18 protein-coding genes and 1 tRNA gene are annotated in these 19621 nt (G+C 68.2%); 8 read left to right on the forward strand and 11 right to left on the reverse strand.

From position 1 onward, the window contains the following. Positions 1–29: 29 nt before the first annotated feature. From ccsB to ACFO27_RS04710, 3 genes are all read right to left on the reverse strand, one after another. Positions 30–1340: a c-type cytochrome biogenesis protein CcsB gene (gene ccsB, locus ACFO27_RS04700; RefSeq protein ID WP_376816414.1), complete on the reverse strand. Its 1311-nt coding sequence runs from the start codon at positions 1338–1340 to the stop codon at positions 30–32. Between the two features lie 40 nt (positions 1341–1380). Continuing rightward, positions 1381–3447, reverse strand: coding sequence for a cytochrome c biogenesis protein ResB (locus ACFO27_RS04705; RefSeq protein WP_376816234.1), 2067 nt, complete (start codon positions 3445–3447; stop codon positions 1381–1383). A gap of 282 nt (positions 3448–3729) precedes the next feature. Beyond that, positions 3730–4419 carry a c-type cytochrome gene (locus tag ACFO27_RS04710; protein ID WP_376816235.1) on the reverse strand — a complete coding sequence of 230 codons (690 nt, stop codon included), beginning with the start codon at positions 4417–4419 and terminating at the stop codon, positions 3730–3732. A 153-nt stretch (positions 4420–4572) separates the two neighbouring features. Here ACFO27_RS04710 and yihA point away from each other — a divergent pair, with 153 nt between their 5' ends. Both yihA and hemB read left to right on the forward strand, forming a co-directional pair. Further along, positions 4573–5196 carry a ribosome biogenesis GTP-binding protein YihA/YsxC gene (gene yihA, locus ACFO27_RS04715; protein ID WP_376816236.1) on the forward strand — a complete coding sequence of 208 codons (624 nt, stop codon included), beginning with the start codon at positions 4573–4575 and terminating at the stop codon, positions 5194–5196. 73 nt (positions 5197–5269) lie between these two features. Then, the gene (hemB, locus tag ACFO27_RS04720) at positions 5270–6286 is read left to right on the forward strand and encodes a porphobilinogen synthase (protein WP_376816237.1); all 1017 of its coding nucleotides are present in this window, start codon (positions 5270–5272) and stop codon (positions 6284–6286) included. Positions 6287–6315: 29 nt separating this feature from the next. Here the strand turns inward: hemB and ACFO27_RS04725 are convergent, their stop codons facing one another. From ACFO27_RS04725 to petA, 7 genes are all read right to left on the reverse strand, one after another. Continuing rightward, positions 6316–7770, reverse strand: coding sequence for a GGDEF domain-containing protein (locus ACFO27_RS04725; protein ID WP_376816238.1), 1455 nt, complete (start codon positions 7768–7770; stop codon positions 6316–6318). A gap of 223 nt (positions 7771–7993) precedes the next feature. After that, positions 7994–8069 (reverse strand) — tRNA-Thr (locus ACFO27_RS04730). Positions 8070–8103: 34 nt separating this feature from the next. Continuing rightward, entirely contained in the window at positions 8104–8538 is a 435-nt protein-coding gene (locus ACFO27_RS04735; RefSeq protein ID WP_376816239.1) for a ClpXP protease specificity-enhancing factor, read from the reverse strand. A gap of 2 nt (positions 8539–8540) precedes the next feature. After that, positions 8541–9149 carry a glutathione S-transferase N-terminal domain-containing protein gene (locus ACFO27_RS04740; protein WP_376816240.1) on the reverse strand — a complete coding sequence of 203 codons (609 nt, stop codon included), beginning with the start codon at positions 9147–9149 and terminating at the stop codon, positions 8541–8543. A 161-nt stretch (positions 9150–9310) separates the two neighbouring features. Further along, positions 9311–10159 carry a cytochrome c1 gene (locus ACFO27_RS04745; RefSeq protein WP_376816241.1) on the reverse strand — a complete coding sequence of 283 codons (849 nt, stop codon included), beginning with the start codon at positions 10157–10159 and terminating at the stop codon, positions 9311–9313. A 31-nt stretch (positions 10160–10190) separates the two neighbouring features. Then, positions 10191–11576 (reverse strand): cytochrome b, encoded by a 1386-nt coding sequence (locus tag ACFO27_RS04750; protein WP_376816242.1) that lies wholly within the window; start codon positions 11574–11576, stop codon positions 10191–10193. Positions 11577–11624: 48 nt separating this feature from the next. After that, positions 11625–12269 carry a ubiquinol-cytochrome c reductase iron-sulfur subunit gene (gene petA / locus ACFO27_RS04755; RefSeq protein ID WP_376816243.1) on the reverse strand — a complete coding sequence of 215 codons (645 nt, stop codon included), beginning with the start codon at positions 12267–12269 and terminating at the stop codon, positions 11625–11627. 150 nt (positions 12270–12419) lie between these two features. Between petA and mscL the strand changes: the two genes are divergently transcribed. Beyond that, on the forward strand, positions 12420–12869 hold the full coding sequence (gene mscL / locus ACFO27_RS04760; RefSeq protein WP_376816244.1) for a large conductance mechanosensitive channel protein MscL: 450 nt from the start codon (positions 12420–12422) through the stop codon (positions 12867–12869). Here mscL and ACFO27_RS04765 read toward each other — a convergent pair whose 3' ends face one another. Next, positions 12870–13649, reverse strand: a complete 780-nt coding sequence (locus ACFO27_RS04765) for a Nif3-like dinuclear metal center hexameric protein (protein ID WP_376816245.1) — start codon at positions 13647–13649, stop codon at positions 12870–12872. Positions 13650–13681: 32 nt separating this feature from the next. On the opposite strand from ACFO27_RS04765, the gene ACFO27_RS04770 reads away from it, so the two are divergent. The 5 genes from ACFO27_RS04770 to ACFO27_RS04790 all read left to right on the forward strand — a co-directional run bounded on the left by ACFO27_RS04770 (position 13682) and on the right by ACFO27_RS04790 (position 19452). Then, positions 13682–14842, forward strand: a complete 1161-nt coding sequence (locus ACFO27_RS04770) for a trypsin-like peptidase domain-containing protein (RefSeq protein ID WP_376816415.1) — start codon at positions 13682–13684, stop codon at positions 14840–14842. A gap of 70 nt (positions 14843–14912) precedes the next feature. Then, positions 14913–16265 carry an esterase-like activity of phytase family protein gene (locus ACFO27_RS04775; protein WP_376816246.1) on the forward strand — a complete coding sequence of 451 codons (1353 nt, stop codon included), beginning with the start codon at positions 14913–14915 and terminating at the stop codon, positions 16263–16265. Between the two features lie 4 nt (positions 16266–16269). Then, the gene (locus ACFO27_RS04780; RefSeq protein ID WP_376816247.1) at positions 16270–18309 is read left to right on the forward strand and encodes a PhoX family protein; all 2040 of its coding nucleotides are present in this window, start codon (positions 16270–16272) and stop codon (positions 18307–18309) included. Positions 18310–18399: 90 nt separating this feature from the next. Further along, on the forward strand, positions 18400–18591 hold the full coding sequence (locus ACFO27_RS04785) for a hypothetical protein (protein ID WP_376816248.1): 192 nt from the start codon (positions 18400–18402) through the stop codon (positions 18589–18591). Next, entirely contained in the window at positions 18592–19452 is an 861-nt protein-coding gene (locus tag ACFO27_RS04790) for a cytochrome-c peroxidase (protein WP_376816416.1), read from the forward strand. The last annotated feature ends 169 nt before the right edge of the window (positions 19453–19621 follow it).

Genomic DNA, 19621 nt, shown 5'->3' on the forward strand with positions numbered 1-19621 from the left:
GCCCGCCCGGCGGAGCGGCCCCCGGCGGATCACAGTTCGCCGTACGAGTGCAGGCCCGACAGGAACATGTTGACGCCCAGGAAGGCGAAGCTGGTCACCAGCAGGCCCGACAGCGCCCAGTAGGCGGACATGGCGCCGCGCAGGCCCTTCATCAGGCGCATGTGCAGCCAGGCGGCGTAGTTCAGCCAGACGATCAGCGCCCAGGTTTCCTTGGGGTCCCATTGCCAGTAGGTGCCCCAGGCGTCGGCCGCCCACAGCGCCCCCAGGATCGTGGCCACGGTGAAGAAGGCGAAGCCCACCGCGATGGCCCGGTACATGATGTCGTCGAGGATCTCCAGCGAAGGCAGCCGCCGGGCGATCGGCGCGCGGAACGCCAGGATCGTGCCCACGATCAGCGCGCCGATGCCGAAATACAGCATCCAGGTGGCCGACAGCTCGCGCGAACCGAAGATCAGCGGTTCGGCGCACAGGACCGCGCCCAGGACGAACACCGGCACCAGCGGCTTCCAGGTGCGGGTCTCGCCATGCGACTTGACCAGGTAGGCGAAGCCCACCATCGCCGCCAGGCTGAAGGTGCCGTAGCCGATGAAGTTCGCCGGGACGTGCAGCTTCATCCACCAGCTCTTCAGAGCGGGGACCAGGGGCTGGATCTGGTAGGCGTCGCGGGTGAAGGAATACCACAGCAGGAACACCACCAGGGAACTGATGACCAGCAGCACGAAGCCCCCCAGGGCGCGCGTGGCGTAACGGCGCTCGTAGTACAGGTAGAACAGCGCCGTGACCAGGCACAGCAGGACGAAGACCTCGTAGAGGTTGCTGACGGGGATGTGGCCGATGTCGGGCCCCAGCAGGTGGCCTTCGCGCCAGCGCACCAGCAGCCCGGTCAAGCCGGCGTAGACCGCCGTCCAGGTCAGGATGGTGCCCAGCCAGGCCGCCGTGCGGCTGGCGAAGCCGATCCAGTAGCAGATCGTCGCCAGGGCGAACAGGGCGCACATCCACAGGATGGCCGACTGCGAGGAAATCAGGTATTTCAGCAGGAAGACGCTTTCGGCCCGCGACAGGTCGCCCTGCAGCAGGTCGCCGCCGGGGCTGTAGAGCCAGATCGCCAGCAGCGCCGTCAGTCCGGCGGCGACCATCAGGGCGCGCAGCGGCCGCCACAGCCAGCCCATCCAGCTGAACAGGCCGACCGCGCCGATCAGGATCAGCTTCTCGTAGTAATCCATGAACGCGCCGTATTGCGTCAGCACGTGGCCGGCGCCGACCGCCAGCAGCAGGAAGAAGCCGAAGTCGGTCCAGTCGGGCCGGCCCCGCCGGCCGCGGCGGTCGCCGCTGGCGTTCATGTCATGGGGCCAGGCGGCCGCGGCGCGCGCGGCGATGGAATCAGACGTCATGATCGGGTCCTCCGGACAAGCGGCGCAGGGCATCCCGCAGCCGTTCGAATTCGTGGTTGAAATCCAGGGTGCGCCGCTGGGTGGTCATCGCGGCCAGCCAGGCGCTGCCCCCGTCCTGCGGCCGGATCCACACCCAGACGCGGCGTTCGCGGATGTAGAACATCGAGAACACGCCGAGCACCAGCAGCAGGCAGCCGATGTAGACGATGGTCTTGCCGGGGCTGCGGGCCACCTGGAAGACGCTCGCCTGGACCTGCTCGAAGCCGGTCAGCTGCAGGGCCACGGGAGCAGGATAATCCGGCAGCGACGCGAGCGCCAGCACGGCCAGGCGCATCCACTGGCGCTCGCGCTCCGCATCGGGGCCCTGGGGGGCGAGCGCGGGCTCGCCCTGCCGCGCCCGCGCCAGATCGCGCAGTTCGGTCAGGCTGAGCTGGATCATGGGCACGGCGAAATTCAGGATCTTTTCCCGCTGGTCCGCGGGCGCGGCGTCGATGATGCCGTTGAAGCCGTCGCGCGCGAAGGTGCGCAGCGCCCCGCGCGCCGCCTGGAACATCAGGTCGCGCTGCTCGCCCTCGGGCGCGTTGCGGTCCGCGAACCGCTGCGCGGCCTGGTCGCGCAGGGCGGCGTCGTCGAGCGCGGCGCGCAGCCGCATGAATTCCGCCATCGATCCCTGGTCGTCCGCGGGGACGCGCAGGTAGCGGTAGGGCTGCGAGGCATTGTCGCGCACCCCCAGTAGGAACACCGGAGCGTCGTCGATCTTCACCGGCAGCAGGTACTGGTTGAATTCGTGCGCCTGGCCGTCGGCGCCGATCAGCCGGTATTGCACGCTGGGCCCGACATTGCGCAGGCCGTCGTTGCGCGGCCGGGCCGCGCTGCCGGTCACGGCGGCCACGTGCGCGGCCACGTCGGCCGGCTGCGGGTCCCGGCCGTCACCCATGTCCTCGACGTTGATGACGCGCAGGCCGGTGTAGTCCACCGTCAGCCCGCCCAGGCTGGCGGGCAGCCGGGCCTCGCTCCCGACCGTGCCGGAGATGTCCACCGGCTGCGCGGCGGCGCCGCGCAGGGGCCAGGCCTTCAGCTGCAGGCCGCTGCCGCCGTCGTCGAAGCTGGACTGGTAGACGGTGACGCCGCGGTAGTGCAGGGGCTCGTTCACCTGGATCGTCTGGTCGAAGGTCTTGCCGGTCGCTAGGTCGGTCACCGTCACGTCGCTGCGGAAATCGCTGGGCATGCCGGTGTCGTAGTAGGCGATGTGGAACTTGTTGAGCTTCAGCGTGAAGGGCAGGGGCTGCAGCAGCACGCCCTGGCCCGCCGCCACGATGCCGACGCTGCTCTGCTTGCCGTCGGGCACCAGCATGTTGGCCCGGAAGCTGGGATTACGCGCCGACAGGCGCCCGGACTCGGGCACGTCGGAAATCAGCATGTTGCCGGTCACAGGCTGCTTGTCGAACAGCCAGGTCTGCAGCCGCACCGGCAGTTCGCTGTCCAGCAGCCCGCCCAGGCAGATCACGACGATCGCCACGTGCGCGAAGATGTAGCCCAGGCGGTTGGCCGCGCCCTTCTTCGCGGCCACCATGCGGCTGTCGCCGTCCTCGCGCACCCGGTAGCGGAAGCCCTGGGCCTGCAGCAGCGCGCCCACTTCGGCGCAGGCCCGGTCGGGCGGCAGGCCGCTGGACAGTTCGACCCGGTGATGGAAGGCCTTGAGGCTGGAGCCGCGCACGTATTCCCGGAACGAGCGCATGTCGCGCAGCATCTTGGGCGCGTTGCGCAGCACGCACAGCGTGGTGGACACCACCAGGAAGGCCATGATGAGCAGGAACCACGCGCTGTTGTAGACGTGCCAGATGGAGAACCGGTCGAAGACCGCGAACCAGAAGGGTCCGAACTGGTCGACGTAGGCGTTGGCCCCCTGGTTCTGGGGCAGCACGGTGCCGATCAGGCTGGCCACGCAGATGAACACCAGCAGGCTGATGGCGAAGCGCATCGAGCCCAGGAGTTCGATGACATCGGCGCCCAGGGCGCGGGAATGTGTGGAAGACGCCACGGCGGCTCTGCTCATGAAAATATGCCCCCCGCGCCGCGCCTTCGGCTTGCGTCCACCCCGCAGCTTGCATGCTGCCCGGATTCGTCAGGCCCGGAATGGTCCGCAGGGACTATCCCGTGTCCTGGCTCATCCCCAAGAGGGGGCGCTTTGCCGTAGCGCGGCCTGGCGGTCAAAAAAACAGGGGGTGCGCTCGCGCGTGCCCCCTCGATCTAGAAATTTTAAGTTTTAACGATACACCGGTACGCGCCGGGATCCTCCCAAGACCCTGTGCGCGACCGGGGAAATCCGCCCGCCGCCCTAGCGCAGGCCGGCGGCGTAATCGGCCACGGCGGCCAGGTCCTGATCGGTCATGCGGTCGGCGATGTCGCGCATGATGTCGTTGGCCCGGTCGCCCGAGCGGAACAGCTTGAGCTGGTCCAGCAGGTACGAGGGGTGCTGGCCGGCGAGGCGCGGGAATTCGCCCGGCAGGCCGGCGCCATTGGCCGAGTGGCAGGCCGCACAGGCCGGGACCTTGCGGTCGGCGATGCCGGCGCGCCAGATGGCCTGGCCGCGTTCCGTGGTGTTTTCGTGGGTGGCCGTGGCGGCCTTGTCCCAGTCCACCTTCTGGTGCGACAGGTACAGCGCGACGTTCTGGATGTCCGCTTCGGTGAGCGGGCCGGCCATGGGGGCCATGACCGACGGCGCGCCTTCGGCGCCGTTGCGCACCGGGGGCTTGTCGCCCACCGACTTGAAATCGTGGAGCTGCTTGGCGATGTATTCGTGCGGCATGGCCGCCAGGCTCGGATACATGGGGATGGTGCTGTTGCCGCCTTCGCCGTGACAGGTGACACAGGCCAGGACGCCACGCGACATGTCGCCATTCAGGAACAGCTGTTCGCCGGCCTTGGCATCGGGTTTGGGCGCGTCTGCGGCATGGGCGAGGCCGGGCAGGGCGCCGGCGAGAATCAGGCTGCCGGCCATGAACACACTGGAAAGCGCACGCTTCATGAGATCCTCGGTGGTGATTCGTTCACGACGCCGGAGGCCGGCGCCTGACAAGGCCGACACCGTATCCGCCCGGGACACGCGATGCGCGGCGCAACATTCAATATGAAATTATACAATAGGCTTCACCCCTCCCTCATCTCGAGTCCGCCCCCCGTGTCTCTCCTCCATCGCGCCCGGTTCACGGTCTCCGCCGCCCGGCTGGACCAGTTGCCCGCCCCGACCACCGCCGAAGTCTGTTTCGTCGGCCGCTCCAACTCGGGCAAGTCCTCGGCCATCAACGTCCTGACCAACCAGCGGCGGCTGGCTTTTTCCAGCAAGACGCCCGGCCGCACCCGCCTGATCAACCTGTTCGGCATCCCCGACCCGCTCGAACCGGACGCCTGGCTCGGTTTCCTGGTGGACCTGCCCGGCTACGGCTACGCCGCCGTGGACCGCGCGGCGCGCGACGAATGGGCCGAGGTCCTGGGCGGCTACCTGCACGAGCGCTCCAGCCTGGCGGGCGTGGTGCTGCTGATCGACATCCGCCGCGGCGTCACCGACCTGGACCGGCGCCTGGCCCGCTGGATCGCCCTGCGCGGCCTGCCGACCCTGGCCCTGCTGACCAAGGCCGACAAGCTGCCCTACGGCCAGCGCATCCAGGCCGCCGCCCGCGCGCGCAAGGACCTGGCGGACATCGGCACGCTGACCGCGCTGCCCTTCTCCGCCACCCACCGCGTCGGCCTGGACGAGGCCGCCGCCCATATCGAAAACTGGATCTCGCCCCAGGCCGTGCCCTGAGCGCGCGGGCATCCTCCCACGCCCCCTCTTCATCGTCCCGCCGCCGCGCGGCGGATGTTTTCCGGAGTTCCGCATGACCGCCTTCCTGCCCCCCGCCGATTTTCCCGCCATGCGCCTGCGCCGCAACCGGCGCGACGACTTTTCCCGCCGCCTGGTGCGCGAGACCCGCCTGTCGACGGACGACCTGATCTATCCGGTGTTCGTCTGCGAAGGCCACGGCGTGCACGACCCGGTGGCCTCGATGCCGGACGTGGCGCGGCAGTCCCCCGACGTCCTGCTGCGCACGGCCGGACAGTGCCTGGAACTGGGCATTCCCGTGCTGGCCCTGTTCCCGCACATCGACCCGTCCCTGAAGACGCCGGACGGCCTGGAGGCCGCCAACCCCGACGGCCTGATCCCGCGCACCGTGGCCCTGCTGAAATCGAATTTCCCCGAACTGGGCGTGCTGACCGACGTGGCCCTGGACCCGTACACCAGCCACGGCCAGGACGGCCTGATCGACGAGGACGGCCAGCTGCTGAACGAGCCCACGGTGGCCATGCTGGTGCGCCAGGCCCTGACCCACGCCCAGGCTGGGGCCGACATCGTCGCCCCCAGCGACATGATGGACGGGCGCATCGGCGCCGTGCGCCAGGCGCTGGACGCCCAGGACCGCATCCACACCCGCATCATGGCCTATTCGGCCAAGTACGCCAGCGCCTTCTACGGCCCCTTCCGCGACGCGGTGGGTTCGGCCGCCAGCCTGGGGGCGTCCAACAAGGCCACCTACCAGATGGATCCGGCCAACCGCCTGGAAGCCCTGCGCGAGGTCGCCGCCGACATCCGCGAAGGCGCCGACATGGTGATGGTCAAGCCCGGCCTGCCCTACCTGGACGTGCTGCGCGAGGTCAAGGACGCCTTCGGCATGCCCACCTACGCCTACCAGGTCAGCGGCGAATACGCCATGATCAAGGCCGCCGCCGCCAACGGCTGGCTGGACCACGACAAGGTGATGATGGAATCCCTGCTGGCCTTCAAGCGGGCCGGCGGCGACGGCATCCTGACGTATTTCGCGATCGCCGCGGCGAAGATCCTGCGCGGCCGGGGCTGATCCGGCGAGGCCGGTCCGGCCGCGCCGGATCAGCCGGGCCCGGCCTCTTCGGCCCCATGGACGCAGTAGCGGTTGCGGCCCTGGCGCTTGGCCCGGTAGAGCGCCTGGTCCGCATACGCCAGCAGCTTGTCCAGGCTGGCCGGCAGGCCCTGCCTGTCGTGCGCGACGCCGATGCTGACCGTGATCCGCAGGGGTTCGTCGCTGTCGTGGTAAAGGCGGATCTTCTCCACGCAGGATCTCAGCCGCTCCGCGATCTCGGCGGTGTCCTCGAGCGAACAATCGGGCAGGACGAGGCCGAATTCCTCGCCCCCCAGCCGCCCGAACAGATCCTCCGGGCGGATGGCCTCGCGGATGGTGCGGGAGAATTCGCACAGCACGTTGTCCCCGGCGGCATGGCCGTGCTGGTCGTTGAGCTGCTTGAAATGGTCGATGTCCAGCATCATCAGCCCGTTGCCATACGGGGCCGGGGGAATCCGCCGGAGATATTCCTGGGCGCCCCGCGTGAACGCCGGGCGGGACAGGGCCTGCGTCAGGTCGTCGTGGTCCAGGGCGCGGTTCAGGGACACGATCAGGTCGCCGCGCGCGGCCAGCGCGCTGGACATGAGCAGCGGCACGATCATCAGGAGCAGGACGCCCAATTGCAGGGATATCCGGGTCCAGGCGGACAGGTTCGCCAGCAGGTCCGGGACCAGGGTCCAGCCGGCGTCGAAGCCGAGCAGGACCCCCAGGGCCGAGAGCAGCGCCAGCCAGGCCGCCGTCCACTGCTGGTAGGCATGCGCGCAGTACACCAGGGCCGCGAACGGCAGCAGCAGGGCGCCGGGCCCGCCCAGCAGGAAACACAGCGCCAGGCTGGCCGCCAGCAGCAGTCCCGGCATCCGCGCGGGCCAGTTTCCCAGGTGGCGCAGCGGGCCGCGATCCCTGTGGCGGCGGTCGACCCCGGGAATTTCCATCTTGGGCAGCAGCAGGACGGGCAGCAGGAAGATGCAATAGCCGAGCCACTGCCCGAGCAGGCCGCTGGCGACGGCTTCCAGGGCCGCCGCGGCCGGCCGCCAGAAGCCGGCCAGCAGACCGATGGCCACCGTGGTCGCCGCTGCCGCCAGGCCCGCCAGCAGCATCCGGATCACGGCCCGGGGCGTGCGCAGGTTGTCCAGGGGCCAGAAGCGCGCCAGGATGATCCAGAGCACCCAGACGCCCGCCAGGTCCGCCAGGCCGTCGGCCAGCGCCCGGGGCGGGACGACGCCCAGGCCGAGACGGGCCAGGACCAGGCCGGCGCCCATCAGCGCCCACGACAGGGGGCGGATCGGCGCCTGGTGGCGCAGCAGCACCCCCGCCAGGACCGCATTCGCCGGCCACAGAACCGCGCGGCCGAACACCGGCTGGATCAGCAGGCTGGCCAGCGCCAGCAGGAACGCCGCCGCCGCGACCCACGCCGCCTGGACGATCGGCCGGGAAAAACTCGTACCTAAGGAGATGGTCTGGCTCATTGTCCGCGCGCTGTCCGAATGTCGTCCACCGGCCGGCAGCTCCCCTCGTCAGCGCCGCAACAGCCTTGACTCAAATGTAACTGTGCATGATAACTGGTTTCCGGCGCCAGGGACATCACGAATGTGGTGAGATTCGCGCCTCCTGGATGGAGAAACCGGTTTCCGGACATCCGCGCTCATGAAAACGCCAGCCGCATGGGCTGGCGTCATGGTCTGATCCTGTTGGTGCCGGCTAGAGGAATCGAACCCCCGACCTTCTCATTACAAGTGAGCTGCTCTACCAACTGAGCTAAGCCGGCCAAGGACCGTCATTCTACAGGACGGGCGCGCGCCCTATTTGACGACCTTCAGGTGGGAGGGCTTGGGGGCGTCCGGGCCGTCGTCCGGGGGCGTCGAGGGGCCCGGCGGGGGCGCCTGCGGCCCCGGCTGGTCGTCGCCGCCCGGATAGGGGCGCGAAGCCACGACCTCGAAGCCCATGCCGGCGCCGGTCTCCCGGGCGTACACCGCCGAGACCGCCCCCACGGGGATGAACAGGTGCTCCACCGCGCCGTTGAAGCGGGATTCGAATTCGATGTATTCGTTGCCCAGCGTCAGGCGGTTGGTGGCCAGGTGGCTGATGTTCAGCGTGATCTGGCCGTCGTGGACGTGGGCGCGCGGCACCACGGTGTTTTCGTCGACGGTGACCACCAGGTAGGGGGTGTAGCCGTTGTCCGTGCACCATTCGTGCAGCGCGCGGATCAGGTACGGTTTGGTCGAGGATTCCTGCATGTTCAGCGGCGCATGACCTTTTCGGACGGGGTGAGGGCCTCGATGTAGGCGGGGCGCGAGAACAGACGCTCGGCGTACTTCTGGATCGGGGCGGCGCTCTTGGGCAGCTCGATGCCGTAATGGCCCAGGCGCCACAGCAGCGGGGCGACGGCGACGTCCAGCATGGAGAATTCCTCGCCCAGCATGAACTTGTTCTTCACCAGCAGGGGGGCCAGCTGGGCCAGGCGGTCGCGGATGTTGGCGCGGGCCGCGTCGCGGATCTTCTCGTCGGTGATGCCGCGGTTTTCCAGCGTGGACACGTGGACGAACAGTTCCTTTTCGAAGTTGTACAGGAACAGGCGGGTGCGCGCCCGCATGATCGGGTCGGCCGGCATCAGCTGCGGGTGCGGGAAGCGCTCGTCGATGTATTCGTTGATGATGTTCGACTCGTACAGAACCAGGTCGCGCTCGACCAGGATGGGCACCTGGCCGTAGGGATTCATCACCGCGATGTCTTCGGGCTTGTTGTACAGGTCGATGTCGCGGATTTCGAAATCCATGCCCTTTTCGAACAGCACGAAGCGGCAGCGTTGCGAAAAGGGGCAGGTCGTCCCGGAATAGAGCACCATCATGTCGTGGGTTCCAATGCAAAAAAAGACGAAGAACACGCGCGAGCCTGAAAACGCAAGCCAGGCGTGGCAACGCCTGGCTGGCATCCCGGCCCGCGCGGCCGGAGGGTCATGCGCCCCGCGAAGGGCGCGGCCGACCCGGGGATCCTCTGATTCAGACGATCCTAGCGGACATGCTTCCAGTATGCCGCATTCATGCGGATGGCGACAAACAGGAACAGGAACAGGAACAGCAGGACCACGACACCGATCTGCTTGCGCACCAGCTGGCCGGGTTCCGCCATCCAGCCCAGGAAGTTGCTGAGGTCGGCGACGTCGCTCTCGAACTTGCCGAAGGTCTTGGCGTCGGCGGAGTCGAAGCGCGTCACGCGGGTGGCTTCGCCGGTGTAGTCCTTCAGGGGCTCGGACTTGGCGGTCGGGAAGCCGTCGGCGTCGTAGACCGTGGTGGTGCGTTCCCAGTGTTCGTTGCCCTGGGCGTCGGCGACCTGGTGGACCTCGATGTCGGTGAAGCTGCGCGGGCCTTCGAGTTCCCAGAGCACGTTGGGCATGCCGACACTGGGGAAGACGACGTTGTTCCAGCCGGTCTTCTTGGACGTGTCGCGGTAGAAGGTGCGCAGGTAGGTGTAGATGTAGTCCACGCCGGACGGGCCGAAGTTGGTGCTCTTGGCGCGGGCGATCACGGACAGGTCCGGAGGCACGACGCCGAACCATTTCTTCGCGTCTTCGGGGGTCATGGAGATCGTCATCAGATCGCCGATCTTCTCGCGGGAGAAGAGCAGGTTCTTCTTGATCTCGTCTTCCGACAGGCCCAGGTCCGTGAGCTTGTTGTAGCGCATGGCGTTGGCGCTGTGGCAGTTCAGACAGTAGTTGACGAACAGCTTGGCGCCGTTTTGCAGGGCGGCCAGGTCGGTGATGCGGTCGGGGGCGCGATCCAGCTGCGGGCCTTCGCCGGCGGCGAAGGTCAGGGAGCAGGTCAAGGACAGGGCCAGGGCACCGAGCAGTTTTTTCAGCATGATCTTTCCGTGACAGTCAGTGGTTCGGCCTTCAGTGGGCCCGGAAGGTGACGCGGTCGGGAACCGGCTTGAAGGTGCCCAGGCGGCTCCAGACAGGCATCGCCAGGAAGAACGCCAGGTAGATGACCGTGCCGATCTGCCCGAGGAGGGTGTAGGTCGGCGAGACCGGCTGGGTACCCAGCCAGCCCAGGATCAGGAAGTCGATGATGAAGATCGCGTACAGGACCTTGTGCCAGCCCGGACGATAGCGGATAGACTTGACCGGGGAACGGTCCAGCCACGGCAGGAAGAACAGGATGACGACGGCGCCGCCCATGGACACCACGCCCCAGAACTTGGCGTCCAGGACCTTCATCAGGATGGCGACCAGGACCAGGATGCCCGGCACGGCCAGGCGCCAGATGCCGGAGAGCCTGCCCTTGGCGAACAGCAGGACGGCGGCCAGCAGGGCGCCCGCCGCCATGACCCAGGTGAAGTCGCTGGTGGTGGCGCGCAGCATGGTGTAGAACGGCGTGAAATACCAGACCGGGGCGATGTGCGGCGGGGTCTTCAGCGGATCGGCCGGCAGGAAGTTGTTGTATTCCAGGAAGTAGCCGCCCATTTCGGGGCCGAAGAAGATGATCGCCGCGAACACGATCAGGAAGCCCGCCACGCCGACGATGTCGTGCACCGAGTAGTAGGGGTGGAACGGAATGCCGTCCACGGGGCGGCCGTACTTGTCCTTCGGGCCCTGCTTGATCTCGACGCCGTCGGGGTTGTTCGAGCCCACTTCGTGCAGGGCGATGATGTGCGCCACGACCAGGCCGATCAGCACCAGCGGGATGGCGATCACGTGGAAGGCGAAGAACCGGTTCAGGGTGGCGTCGGACACGACGTAGTCGCCGCGGATGAACAGGGAGAGGTCGGGGCCGATGAAGGGGATGGCCGAGAACAGGTTCACGATCACCTGGGCGCCCCAGTAGGACATCTGGCCCCAGGGCAGCAGGTAGCCGAAGAAGGCCTCGGCCATCAGGCACAGGAAGATGCCCACGCCGAAGATCCAGACCAGTTCGCGCGGCTTGCGGTAGGAGCCGTAGAACAGGCCGCGCAGCATGTGCAGGTAGACCACGACGAAGAACATCGAGGCGCCGGTGGAGTGCATGTAGCGGATGAACCAGCCGCCCGGCACTTCGCGCATGATGTATTCGACGGACTCGAAGGCGAAGCGCGCGTCGGGCTTGTAGTTCATTACCAGGAAGATCCCGGAGACGACCTGGATCACCAGCACCATCAGGGCCAGCGAACCGAAGAAATACCAGAAATTGAAGTTTTTCGGAGCATAGTACTCGGACATGTGCTCCTTGAACATTTTGGTGAGCGGGAAGCGGTTGTCCACCCAGCCCAGCAACCCGGTCGTCTCGACGTTTTTATCGGCCATGGAAGGCTCCTAGATTCAATATCGCAAAAGGATGAACGGGGGCGTCCATCAGGCCTTGTTGTCTTCGTCGACGCCGATGGTGATGCGGGTGCCATCGGCGGAAAAGACGTAGGGCGGGATTTCGAGATTGTCAGGGGCCGGCTTGTTGGCGAACACCCGGCCGGCCAGATCGAAGGTCGAGCCGTGGCAGGGGCAGAACCAGCCGCCCGGCCAGTCGCTGGGCAGCCCGGGCTGGGCGCCGGTCTGGAAGTGGGCGGTGGGCGAGCAGCCCAGGTGGGTGCAGATGCCGATGCAGACGAAGTATTCGGGCTTGCGCGAACGGTATTCGTTCTTGGCCCATTCCGGCGTGAAGCCGGGACGGTCGGAGTTGGGATCGGCGAGTTCGGCGTCGTGCTTGGGCAGGGCTTCGAGTTCGGCCTTGGTGCGGCGCACGATCCAGACCGGCTTGCCGCGCCATTCGACGGTCATCATCTGGCCTTCGGCCAGGCCGGAGATGTCGGCCTCGACCGGCGCGCCGGCCGCCTTGGCCTTTTCGGAGGGCGCGAACGAGCCGACGAAGGGCACGGCCGTGGCGACGCCAGCGACTCCGCCGAGCGTACAGGCCGAGGCGACCCAGAAACGGCGCGAAGGATCGGGGGGCAGGTTCGGGTCGACTGCGCCCTGCTCGTCGGACTGTGTCGGATGCTGACTCATTCTGTTATCCCTGGTTGCCGCCCGGGGGGCGGAGCATTTTGAACGTGATCTGCCTGTGCGTGGGGCCGCGGAACCGACGCCCCACAAGGGTCTTCAACCGCGTATTATAGCGTTACGCCCAGTGGGGTAAATGGATGGAGGAGGACCGAAATGAGCGCAACCGGGGGTTTCATCAAAGAATTCCGAGAATTCGCCATCAAGGGCAACATGATGGACCTGGCCATCGGGGTCATCATCGGGGGGGCCTTCGGCAAGATCATCGATTCGGTCGTCAACGACCTCTTCATGCCGCTGATCAATTTCATCATCGGCGGCAACGTCAATTTCGACAACCTGTTCTGGGTGCTGCGCCAGCCCGAAGGCTATGCCGGCGCCATGACGATGGCCGAACTGACCAAGGCGGGCGCGGTGGTGTTCGCCTGGGGGCATTTCCTGACCATCTTCGTCAATTTCCTGCTGCTGGCCCTGGTGGTCTTCGTGATGGTGAAACTGGTGAACAACGCCCGGCGCCGCTTCGAGGCCGAACCGGCCCCGGCGCCCGCCGCCACCCCCGAGGACGTCCTGCTGCTGCGCGAGATCCGCGACGCGCTGAAGAAATAGCTAGACGGGATTGTCGATGTCGACGAACTCGCAGGGCACGCCGAAGCGCGCCTCGATGGCCGCGCCCAGGGCCTGGACCCCGTAGCGCTCGGTCGCATGGTGGCCGGCGCTGATGTAGGCCGCGCCCGCCTCGCGGGCCAGGTGCACGGTGGGTTCAGAAATTTCCCCGCTGACGTAGCAATCCGCGCCCGCCGCCAGGGCGGCGTCCATCATGCCCTGCGCGGCGCCGGTGCACCAGGCCAGCCGCCGTATCGGGAGGCCGGGATCGCCGATCACCAGGGGTTCGCGCCCCAGCCGGCGGGCGATGTCGGCCGCCAGACCGCCCACCGTCAGGTCCCGGGCGGGCGCGCCCAGCCAGACCAGGTCGTCGGGTCCGCAGCGCCGGGGAGCGCCGTCGGGGCCGGCGTCCGGGACCCAGTCCATGACGCGCGCCAGCTGGGCGTTGTTGCCCCATTCCAGGTGGGCGTCCAGGGGCAGGTGGTAGGCGAACAGGTTGATCTCGCGCGCCATCAGGGCCGCCAGGCGACGGTGCTTGGGGCCCCGGATGCAGGGATCCTCGTTCTTCCAGAACCAGCCGTGGTGCACCAGGACGGCGTCCGCGCCCCGGGCGGCGGCGGCCTCGACCAGGGCCTGCGAGGCCGTCACGCCGGTGACGATGCGGCGGATCTCGTCGCGCCCCTGAACCTGCAGGCCATTCGGGCAATAATCGCGAAAACGTTCCGGCTGCAAGGTATCGTTCAGCCAGTCCGCCAGGGCCTGGCGGGATATCCGGACGCTCATGAGTGTGCCTTTATTCGAGTCATTCGATGTTCATTAAACGATTGTGGCTGATTTTCGCCCAGACCGTGACGGTCTGCCTGGGGATCCTCTTTCTGGTGGCGACCCTGCGGCCCCAGTGGCTGCCGGGCGGGACGCCGGAACCGGCCCCCGCGGGCGGCGCGTCCATGGCGCCCGCGGCCGGCCGGGGCGCGGCGCCGTTCAGCTACGCGCCCGCCGTCGCGCGGGCCGCGCCGTCGGTGGTCAACATCTACACCGCCAAGCACGTGGACGTGCCGCTGGTGCCCCTGCCGGCCGACCCCAGGCTGGAACAGTTCCTGCGCGGCCTGCCGGGGTTCACGCGGCGCGAGGCGTCCACCAGCCTGGGTTCCGGCGTGATCGTGCGGGCCGACGGCACGATCCTGACCAACTACCACGTGATCGAGGCCGCCGACGCGATCGAGGTGCGCCTGCACGACGGGCGCCAGGCGACGGCCAAACTGGTCGGCGCGGATCCGGAAAGCGACCTCGCGGTGCTGAAAATCGGCCTGCCCGACCTGCCCGCGATAGCCTTCGACCCCGACCCGACGGTGCGCGTGGGCGACGTGGTGCTGGCGATCGGCAACCCGTTCGGCGTGGGCCAGACCACGACCCAGGGCATCGTGTCCGCCGTGGGACGCAACCGCCTGGGGCTGAACACCTATGAAGACTTCATCCAGACCGACGCGGCCATCAATCCGGGTAATTCGGGCGGCGCGCTGATCGACGCCCGGGGCGAGCTGGTCGGGATCAACACGGCGATCTATTCCGAGACCGGGGGATCGCTGGGCATCGGCTTCGCCATCCCGGCGGCGGCCGCCCACCACATCCTGGACGAGATCCTGGAGCACGGCCGCGTGCGGCGCGGCTGGCTGGGGCTGGAACCCCAGGACATCACGCCCGACCTGGCGCGCGCCTTCGGCCTGAAAGACACGCGCGGCGCCATCGTCGCCCGCATCCTGCCGGGCGGCCCGGCGGCGCGCGCCGGGGTGCGGGTGGGCGACGTCATCCGCGCGCTGGACGGCCAGCCCGTGGAAGACGCCTACGACCTGGTCAACCGGCTGGCACCCCTGCCGGCGGATTCGACGGCCCGGCTGACGCTGCTGCGCCAGGGCAAGACCCTGACGCTGGACGCCCGGGTGGGGGTCCGGCCCCCCGCGCGCCGGCCGGGACGCTGAGGACCGACATACTCCTGTCATCTCCCTTGCCTAGACTGCGGGCTCCTCCCTCGTTTCCCAGGAAGAGCCCATGCCGCCACTCCGCACCACCGTTCTTGCCGCCCTGATCGGCTGCGCGCCCTGGGCCGTCATGGCCCAGCAGGCGGCGCCCGCCGTCCTGCAGGGCCACGCCGTGCTCCCGGCCGCCAGTTTCGTGGCGCCACCCGCCGACGCGCCCGCCGACCTGAAGGTCGCGGGCAAATACACCAGCGGGGTCCGCGTCGACGCCCCGGGCTCGGTCATGGGCCTGTCGGCCGACCGCGCCACCGGCATCGCCCTGCCCGTCCAGGGCCAGGTCCGCCAGGGCCACTCGGGCGTCAAGGCCATGCCCGACGGCACCGTCTGGGTCCTGACCGACAATGGCTTCGGCAGCAAGGCGAACTCCATGGACGCCATGCTGTACCTGAACCAGTACCGCATCGACTGGCAGGCCGGGACGCTGGCTCCGCTGGGCACGGTGTTCCTGCGCGACCCGGACCGGAAGATCCCCTTCCGCATCGTCCACGAGGACACCCCCGCGCGCTACCTGACCGGCTCCGACCTGGATACCGAAAGCTTCCAGCCGATCGGCGGGCATTTCTGGATCGGCGACGAATTCGGCCCCTACCTGGTGAAGACCGATCGCTCGGGCAAGGTGCTGGCCCTGTTCGAGACCCAGGTCGACGGACGGACCGTCCGCTCGCCCGACCACTACGCCGTGGCGTCGCCCGGCGCCCCCGGCCAGACCTACCAGGGCGTCGCGCTCAAGCGCTCGAAAGGCTTCGAGGGCATGGCGGCATCCAGGGACGGCAAGTTCCTCTACCCCCTGCTGGAAGGACCGGTCTGGGATGAAAAGACCCGGACCTGGGAACAAGCGGACGGCAAGACCGCCCTGCGCATCCTGGAATTCAGCGTCGCGGACGAACGCTGGACCGGCCGCTCGTGGCTCTACCCGCTGGAAGGCGCGGACCACGCCATCGGCGACTTCAACATGATCGACGCCACGACCGGCCTGGTGATCGAACGCGACAACGGCGAAGGCACGCCCGACTGGGCCTGCGCGCCCGGGGCCGACACGAAGACCTGCTTCTCGAGCCTGCCCCGCTTCAAGCGCGTCTACAAGATCGAGCTCTCGGACGCGAACGCGGGCAAGGCGGTACGCAAGCTGGCCTACGTGGATCTGCTCGCCATCCAGGACCCGGACAAGAAGGCCCGCAAACCCCTGACGGACGGCGCGCTGCAGTTCCCATTCTTCACCATCGAGAACGTGGACGTGGTGGACGCCGATCACATCATCGTCGGCAACGACAACAACTTCCCGTTCTCGTCCAGCCGGGAACCGAACCGCCAGGACGACAACGAGTTCGTCCTGCTGCGCACCCCCGAACTGCTGCGGAGCCGATAAAGCCATGAAAACCTGCGATCTCGACGACATCCCCGCCAACCCCTCGTCGGCCGAACCCCTGGACCGGCTGTTCGCGCGCCTGGACGGCCGCCGCCGTTTCCTGAAGGGCGGCCTGGGCCTGGGCGCCGTGGGTTTCCTGGGCGGGCTGCTGCCCGCCGCGCAGGCGCTGGCGAGCAGCGCCTCGGGCCGGCACCCGGCCACCCTGGGATTCAAGGCGGTCCCCATGAGCACGGCGGACACCGTGGTCGTGCCCGAAGGCTATGCCCACGCCGTGATCAACCGCTGGGGCGACCCGCTGGCGGCGGGCGCGCCGGCCTTCAAGGGCGACGCCAGCGACGACGGCGCGGCCCAGGCCGCGCAGGTCGGCTACAACCACGACGGCCTGCATTTCTTTCCCATCGACGGCAAGGACGGCGTCTCCGGCAGCAGCGCCGAGGGCCTGCTGGTGACCAATCACGAATACGTCACGCCCCACTATTTCTTCCCGAAGGGCGTCCAGCCCGGCGGAAAAGGCTGGTCCCCGGACTGGATCCGCAAGGCGCAGCACGCCCAGGGGGTGTCCGTCGTCCACGTCCGCCTGGACGCGCAGGGCCGATGGCAGCGGGTGGCCGATTCGCCCTACAACCGCATGATCCACGCCAACACGCCCGTCCGCATGACCGGCCCCGCGGCCGGCCATCCTTTGCTGCGGACCCGGGCGGATCCCGAGGGCACGCGGGTGCTGGGCACCTTCGGCAACTGCGGCAACGGCTGGACGCCCTGGAACACCTACCTGACCTGTGAAGAGAACTTCACCGATTATTTCGGCGTCGGCGCCCGCGACGCCGGGCAGGCGGACTATCCGGACGAGGACTACCGCCGGCTCATGCTGCGCTACAAGGGCGGCGGCAAGACGTCCGATCCCGAATACGCCTGGGACACGCACGACGCCCGCTTCGACTGGACGCAAGAGCCGAACGAATACCACCGCCACGGCTGGATCGTCGAGATCGACCCTTTCGACCCCTCGGCCGAGCCCCGCAAGCTGACCGCCCTGGGCCGCTTCAAGCACGAGAATGCCGCCCTGACGCTCGCCGACGACGGCCGGGTCGTGATCTACATGGGCGACGACCAGCGCAGCGAATACATCTACAAGTTCGTCTCGGAAGACGCGTACAAGCCCGGCGCGGCCGGCAACAGGACGCTGCTGGAGCGCGGCACCCTGTACGTGGCCCGTTTCGGGGACCACGGCCGGGGCGCCTGGATCCCGCTGACGCTGGACACGCCCGGCACGGACGGCCGGCGCCTGGGCGAGCGCTTCAACGAAAGCATGGGCGAACTGCTGATCAGGACGCGGCAGGCCGCCGACGCGGTGGGCGCCACGCCCATGGACCGGCCGGAATGGATCGCCGTGCATCCGCGCACCGGCGAAGCCTACGCGACCCTGACCAACAACACCGATCGCGGCAGCGGCAAGGCGCGCTGGCCGGGCGGACCGGAGCACCCGGGCGCCGACGCGGCCAATCCGCGCGACAAGAACATCTACGGCCACATCGTGCGCTGGCGCGAGACCGGCGGGGATGCGCACGGCGGGACATTCGAATGGGACCTCTTCGCCCTGGCCGGCAACCCGGCCCGGTACACGGACGGCGACCCGCGCCGGGGCTCGGCCAACATCACCGCCGAAAACACCTTCAACAGCCCCGATGGCCTGGGCTTCGACGCCCAGGGCCGCCTGTGGATCCTGACGGACGGCAACTACGGAAACAACGGCGATTACGAGGGCCAGGGCAACAACCAGATGCTGGTCGCCGACCCGGCGTCGGGCGAGCTGCGCCGGTTCCTGACCGGCCCGAAGGGCTGCGAGGTCACCGGCATCACCTGGACGCCGGACCAGCGTTTCGTGTTCGTCAACATCCAGCATCCGGGTGAGGGTCCGGGACTGGACGAGGCCCAGGCCGAGCCGCTCTCGGCCTCGACCTGGCCGGACGGACCCCGGGCGACGCGGCCGCGTCCCGCGACGGTCGTGGTCTGGAAGCAGGACGGTGGCGTGGTGGGAAGCTGACGGTCCCGGATGATCCTTGACCCCCATCAATACGGGGAATCAATGACCATGTTTTCATTGTGGATATAACCACTCCACAAGGGGAACACCATGAGAACGCACGCCTCCCTCCTCCTGGCCGCCGGACTGGCGCTGGGCGGACCCGCCGCCCTGGCCGCCGGCGCGCCCGCTGCCGACACGGTGCGGCAAACCGCGCGCCAGTTCTTCCAGCCCATCCCCGCGGCCGAGGCCGTGATCAAGGAACGCAACATTTCCGCCGACAGCATCGAGCTGGGCCGCTAGCTGTTCTTCGAACCGCGCCTGTCGCGCAGCCACATCATCAGCTGCAACACCTGTCACAGCGTCGGCACGGGCGGGGCCGACAACATCCAGACCTCCATCGGCCACGGCTGGCAGCACGGACCGCGCAACTCGCCGACCGTGCTCAACGCACTGTTCAACGGCGCCCAGTTCTGGGACGGCCGCGCCGCCGACCTGAAGGAACAGGCCAAGGGCCCCGTGCAGGCCAGCGTCGAGATGAACAACACTCCCGCCCAGGTCGAGGAAACGCTCAAGAGCCTGCCGGAATACGTCGCCCTGTTCCAGAAGGCCTATCCGAAGGACAAGGATCCGGTCAATTTCGAGAACATGGCCCACGCCATCGAGGCGTTCGAGAGCACGCTGCTGACCCCGAACTCGAAATTCGACCAGTTCCTGGCCGGCGCCGACAGCCTGGACGAGATCGAGCTCAAGGGCCTGGACCTGTTCATGAGCAAGGGCTGCGTGGCCTGCCACCAGGGCATCAACGTCGGCGGCCAGGGCTACTTCCCCTTCGGCGTGGTGAAGAAGCCCGGCGCGGACATCCTGCCGCCGGACGACAAGGGCCGCTTCACCGTGACCAACACCGCCAGCGACGAATACGTGTTCCGCGCGGGACCGCTGCGCAACATCGCCCTGACCGCTCCCTATTTCCATAGCGGCGACGTCTGGTCGCTGGAACAGGCCGTGGCCATCATGGGATCCAGCCAGCTGGGCCAGGAACTGAACGACGGCGAGGTCAAGGCCATCGTCAGCTTCCTGCACACCCTGACCGGCGAGCAGCCCCAGGTGGTCTATCCCACCCTGCCGCCGAGCACGGCCGCCACGCCGCGGCCGCAGAAGTAGCCCGTCCGTCGGCGCGGGCCTGTCCCCCGGGCGGCAACTCCCTTTGCGCCCCCGGGACGGGCCCACGCAGGGCGGACCACCGATGCGCGGTCCGCCATTCCTTGGCCGCCCGACGCCGGATTCCGGCGCCGGGCGGTTTTTCCGTTCGGGGCCAGCAGGCCGCGGCGCC

Origin of the sequence: Castellaniella denitrificans, assembly GCF_042653765.1 — a bacterium.
Taxonomy (GTDB): Bacteria; Pseudomonadota; Gammaproteobacteria; order Burkholderiales; family Burkholderiaceae_B; genus Castellaniella; species Castellaniella denitrificans.

Coding starts and splice junctions, on each gene's coding strand:
- ccsB (WP_376816414.1), bottom strand. CDS start 1,340: ATGAACGCCAGCGGCGACCGCCGCGGCCGGCGGGGCCGGCCCGACTGG.
- ACFO27_RS04705 (WP_376816234.1), bottom strand. CDS start 3,447: ATGAGCAGAGCCGCCGTGGCGTCTTCCACACATTCCCGCGCCCTGGGC.
- ACFO27_RS04710 (WP_376816235.1), bottom strand. CDS start 4,419: ATGAAGCGTGCGCTTTCCAGTGTGTTCATGGCCGGCAGCCTGATTCTC.
- hemB (WP_376816237.1), top strand. CDS start 5,270: ATGACCGCCTTCCTGCCCCCCGCCGATTTTCCCGCCATGCGCCTGCGC.
- ACFO27_RS04725 (WP_376816238.1), bottom strand. CDS start 7,770: ATGAGCCAGACCATCTCCTTAGGTACGAGTTTTTCCCGGCCGATCGTC.
- ACFO27_RS04735 (WP_376816239.1), bottom strand. CDS start 8,538: ATGCAGGAATCCTCGACCAAACCGTACCTGATCCGCGCGCTGCACGAA.
- ACFO27_RS04740 (WP_376816240.1), bottom strand. CDS start 9,149: ATGATGGTGCTCTATTCCGGGACGACCTGCCCCTTTTCGCAACGCTGC.
- ACFO27_RS04745 (WP_376816241.1), bottom strand. CDS start 10,159: ATGCTGAAAAAACTGCTCGGTGCCCTGGCCCTGTCCTTGACCTGCTCC.
- ACFO27_RS04750 (WP_376816242.1), bottom strand. CDS start 11,576: ATGGCCGATAAAAACGTCGAGACGACCGGGTTGCTGGGCTGGGTGGAC.
- petA (WP_376816243.1), bottom strand. CDS start 12,269: ATGAGTCAGCATCCGACACAGTCCGACGAGCAGGGCGCAGTCGACCCG.
- mscL (WP_376816244.1), top strand. CDS start 12,420: ATGAGCGCAACCGGGGGTTTCATCAAAGAATTCCGAGAATTCGCCATC.
- ACFO27_RS04765 (WP_376816245.1), bottom strand. CDS start 13,649: ATGAGCGTCCGGATATCCCGCCAGGCCCTGGCGGACTGGCTGAACGAT.
- ACFO27_RS04775 (WP_376816246.1), top strand. CDS start 14,913: ATGCCGCCACTCCGCACCACCGTTCTTGCCGCCCTGATCGGCTGCGCG.
- ACFO27_RS04780 (WP_376816247.1), top strand. CDS start 16,270: ATGAAAACCTGCGATCTCGACGACATCCCCGCCAACCCCTCGTCGGCC.
- ACFO27_RS04785 (WP_376816248.1), top strand. CDS start 18,400: ATGAGAACGCACGCCTCCCTCCTCCTGGCCGCCGGACTGGCGCTGGGC.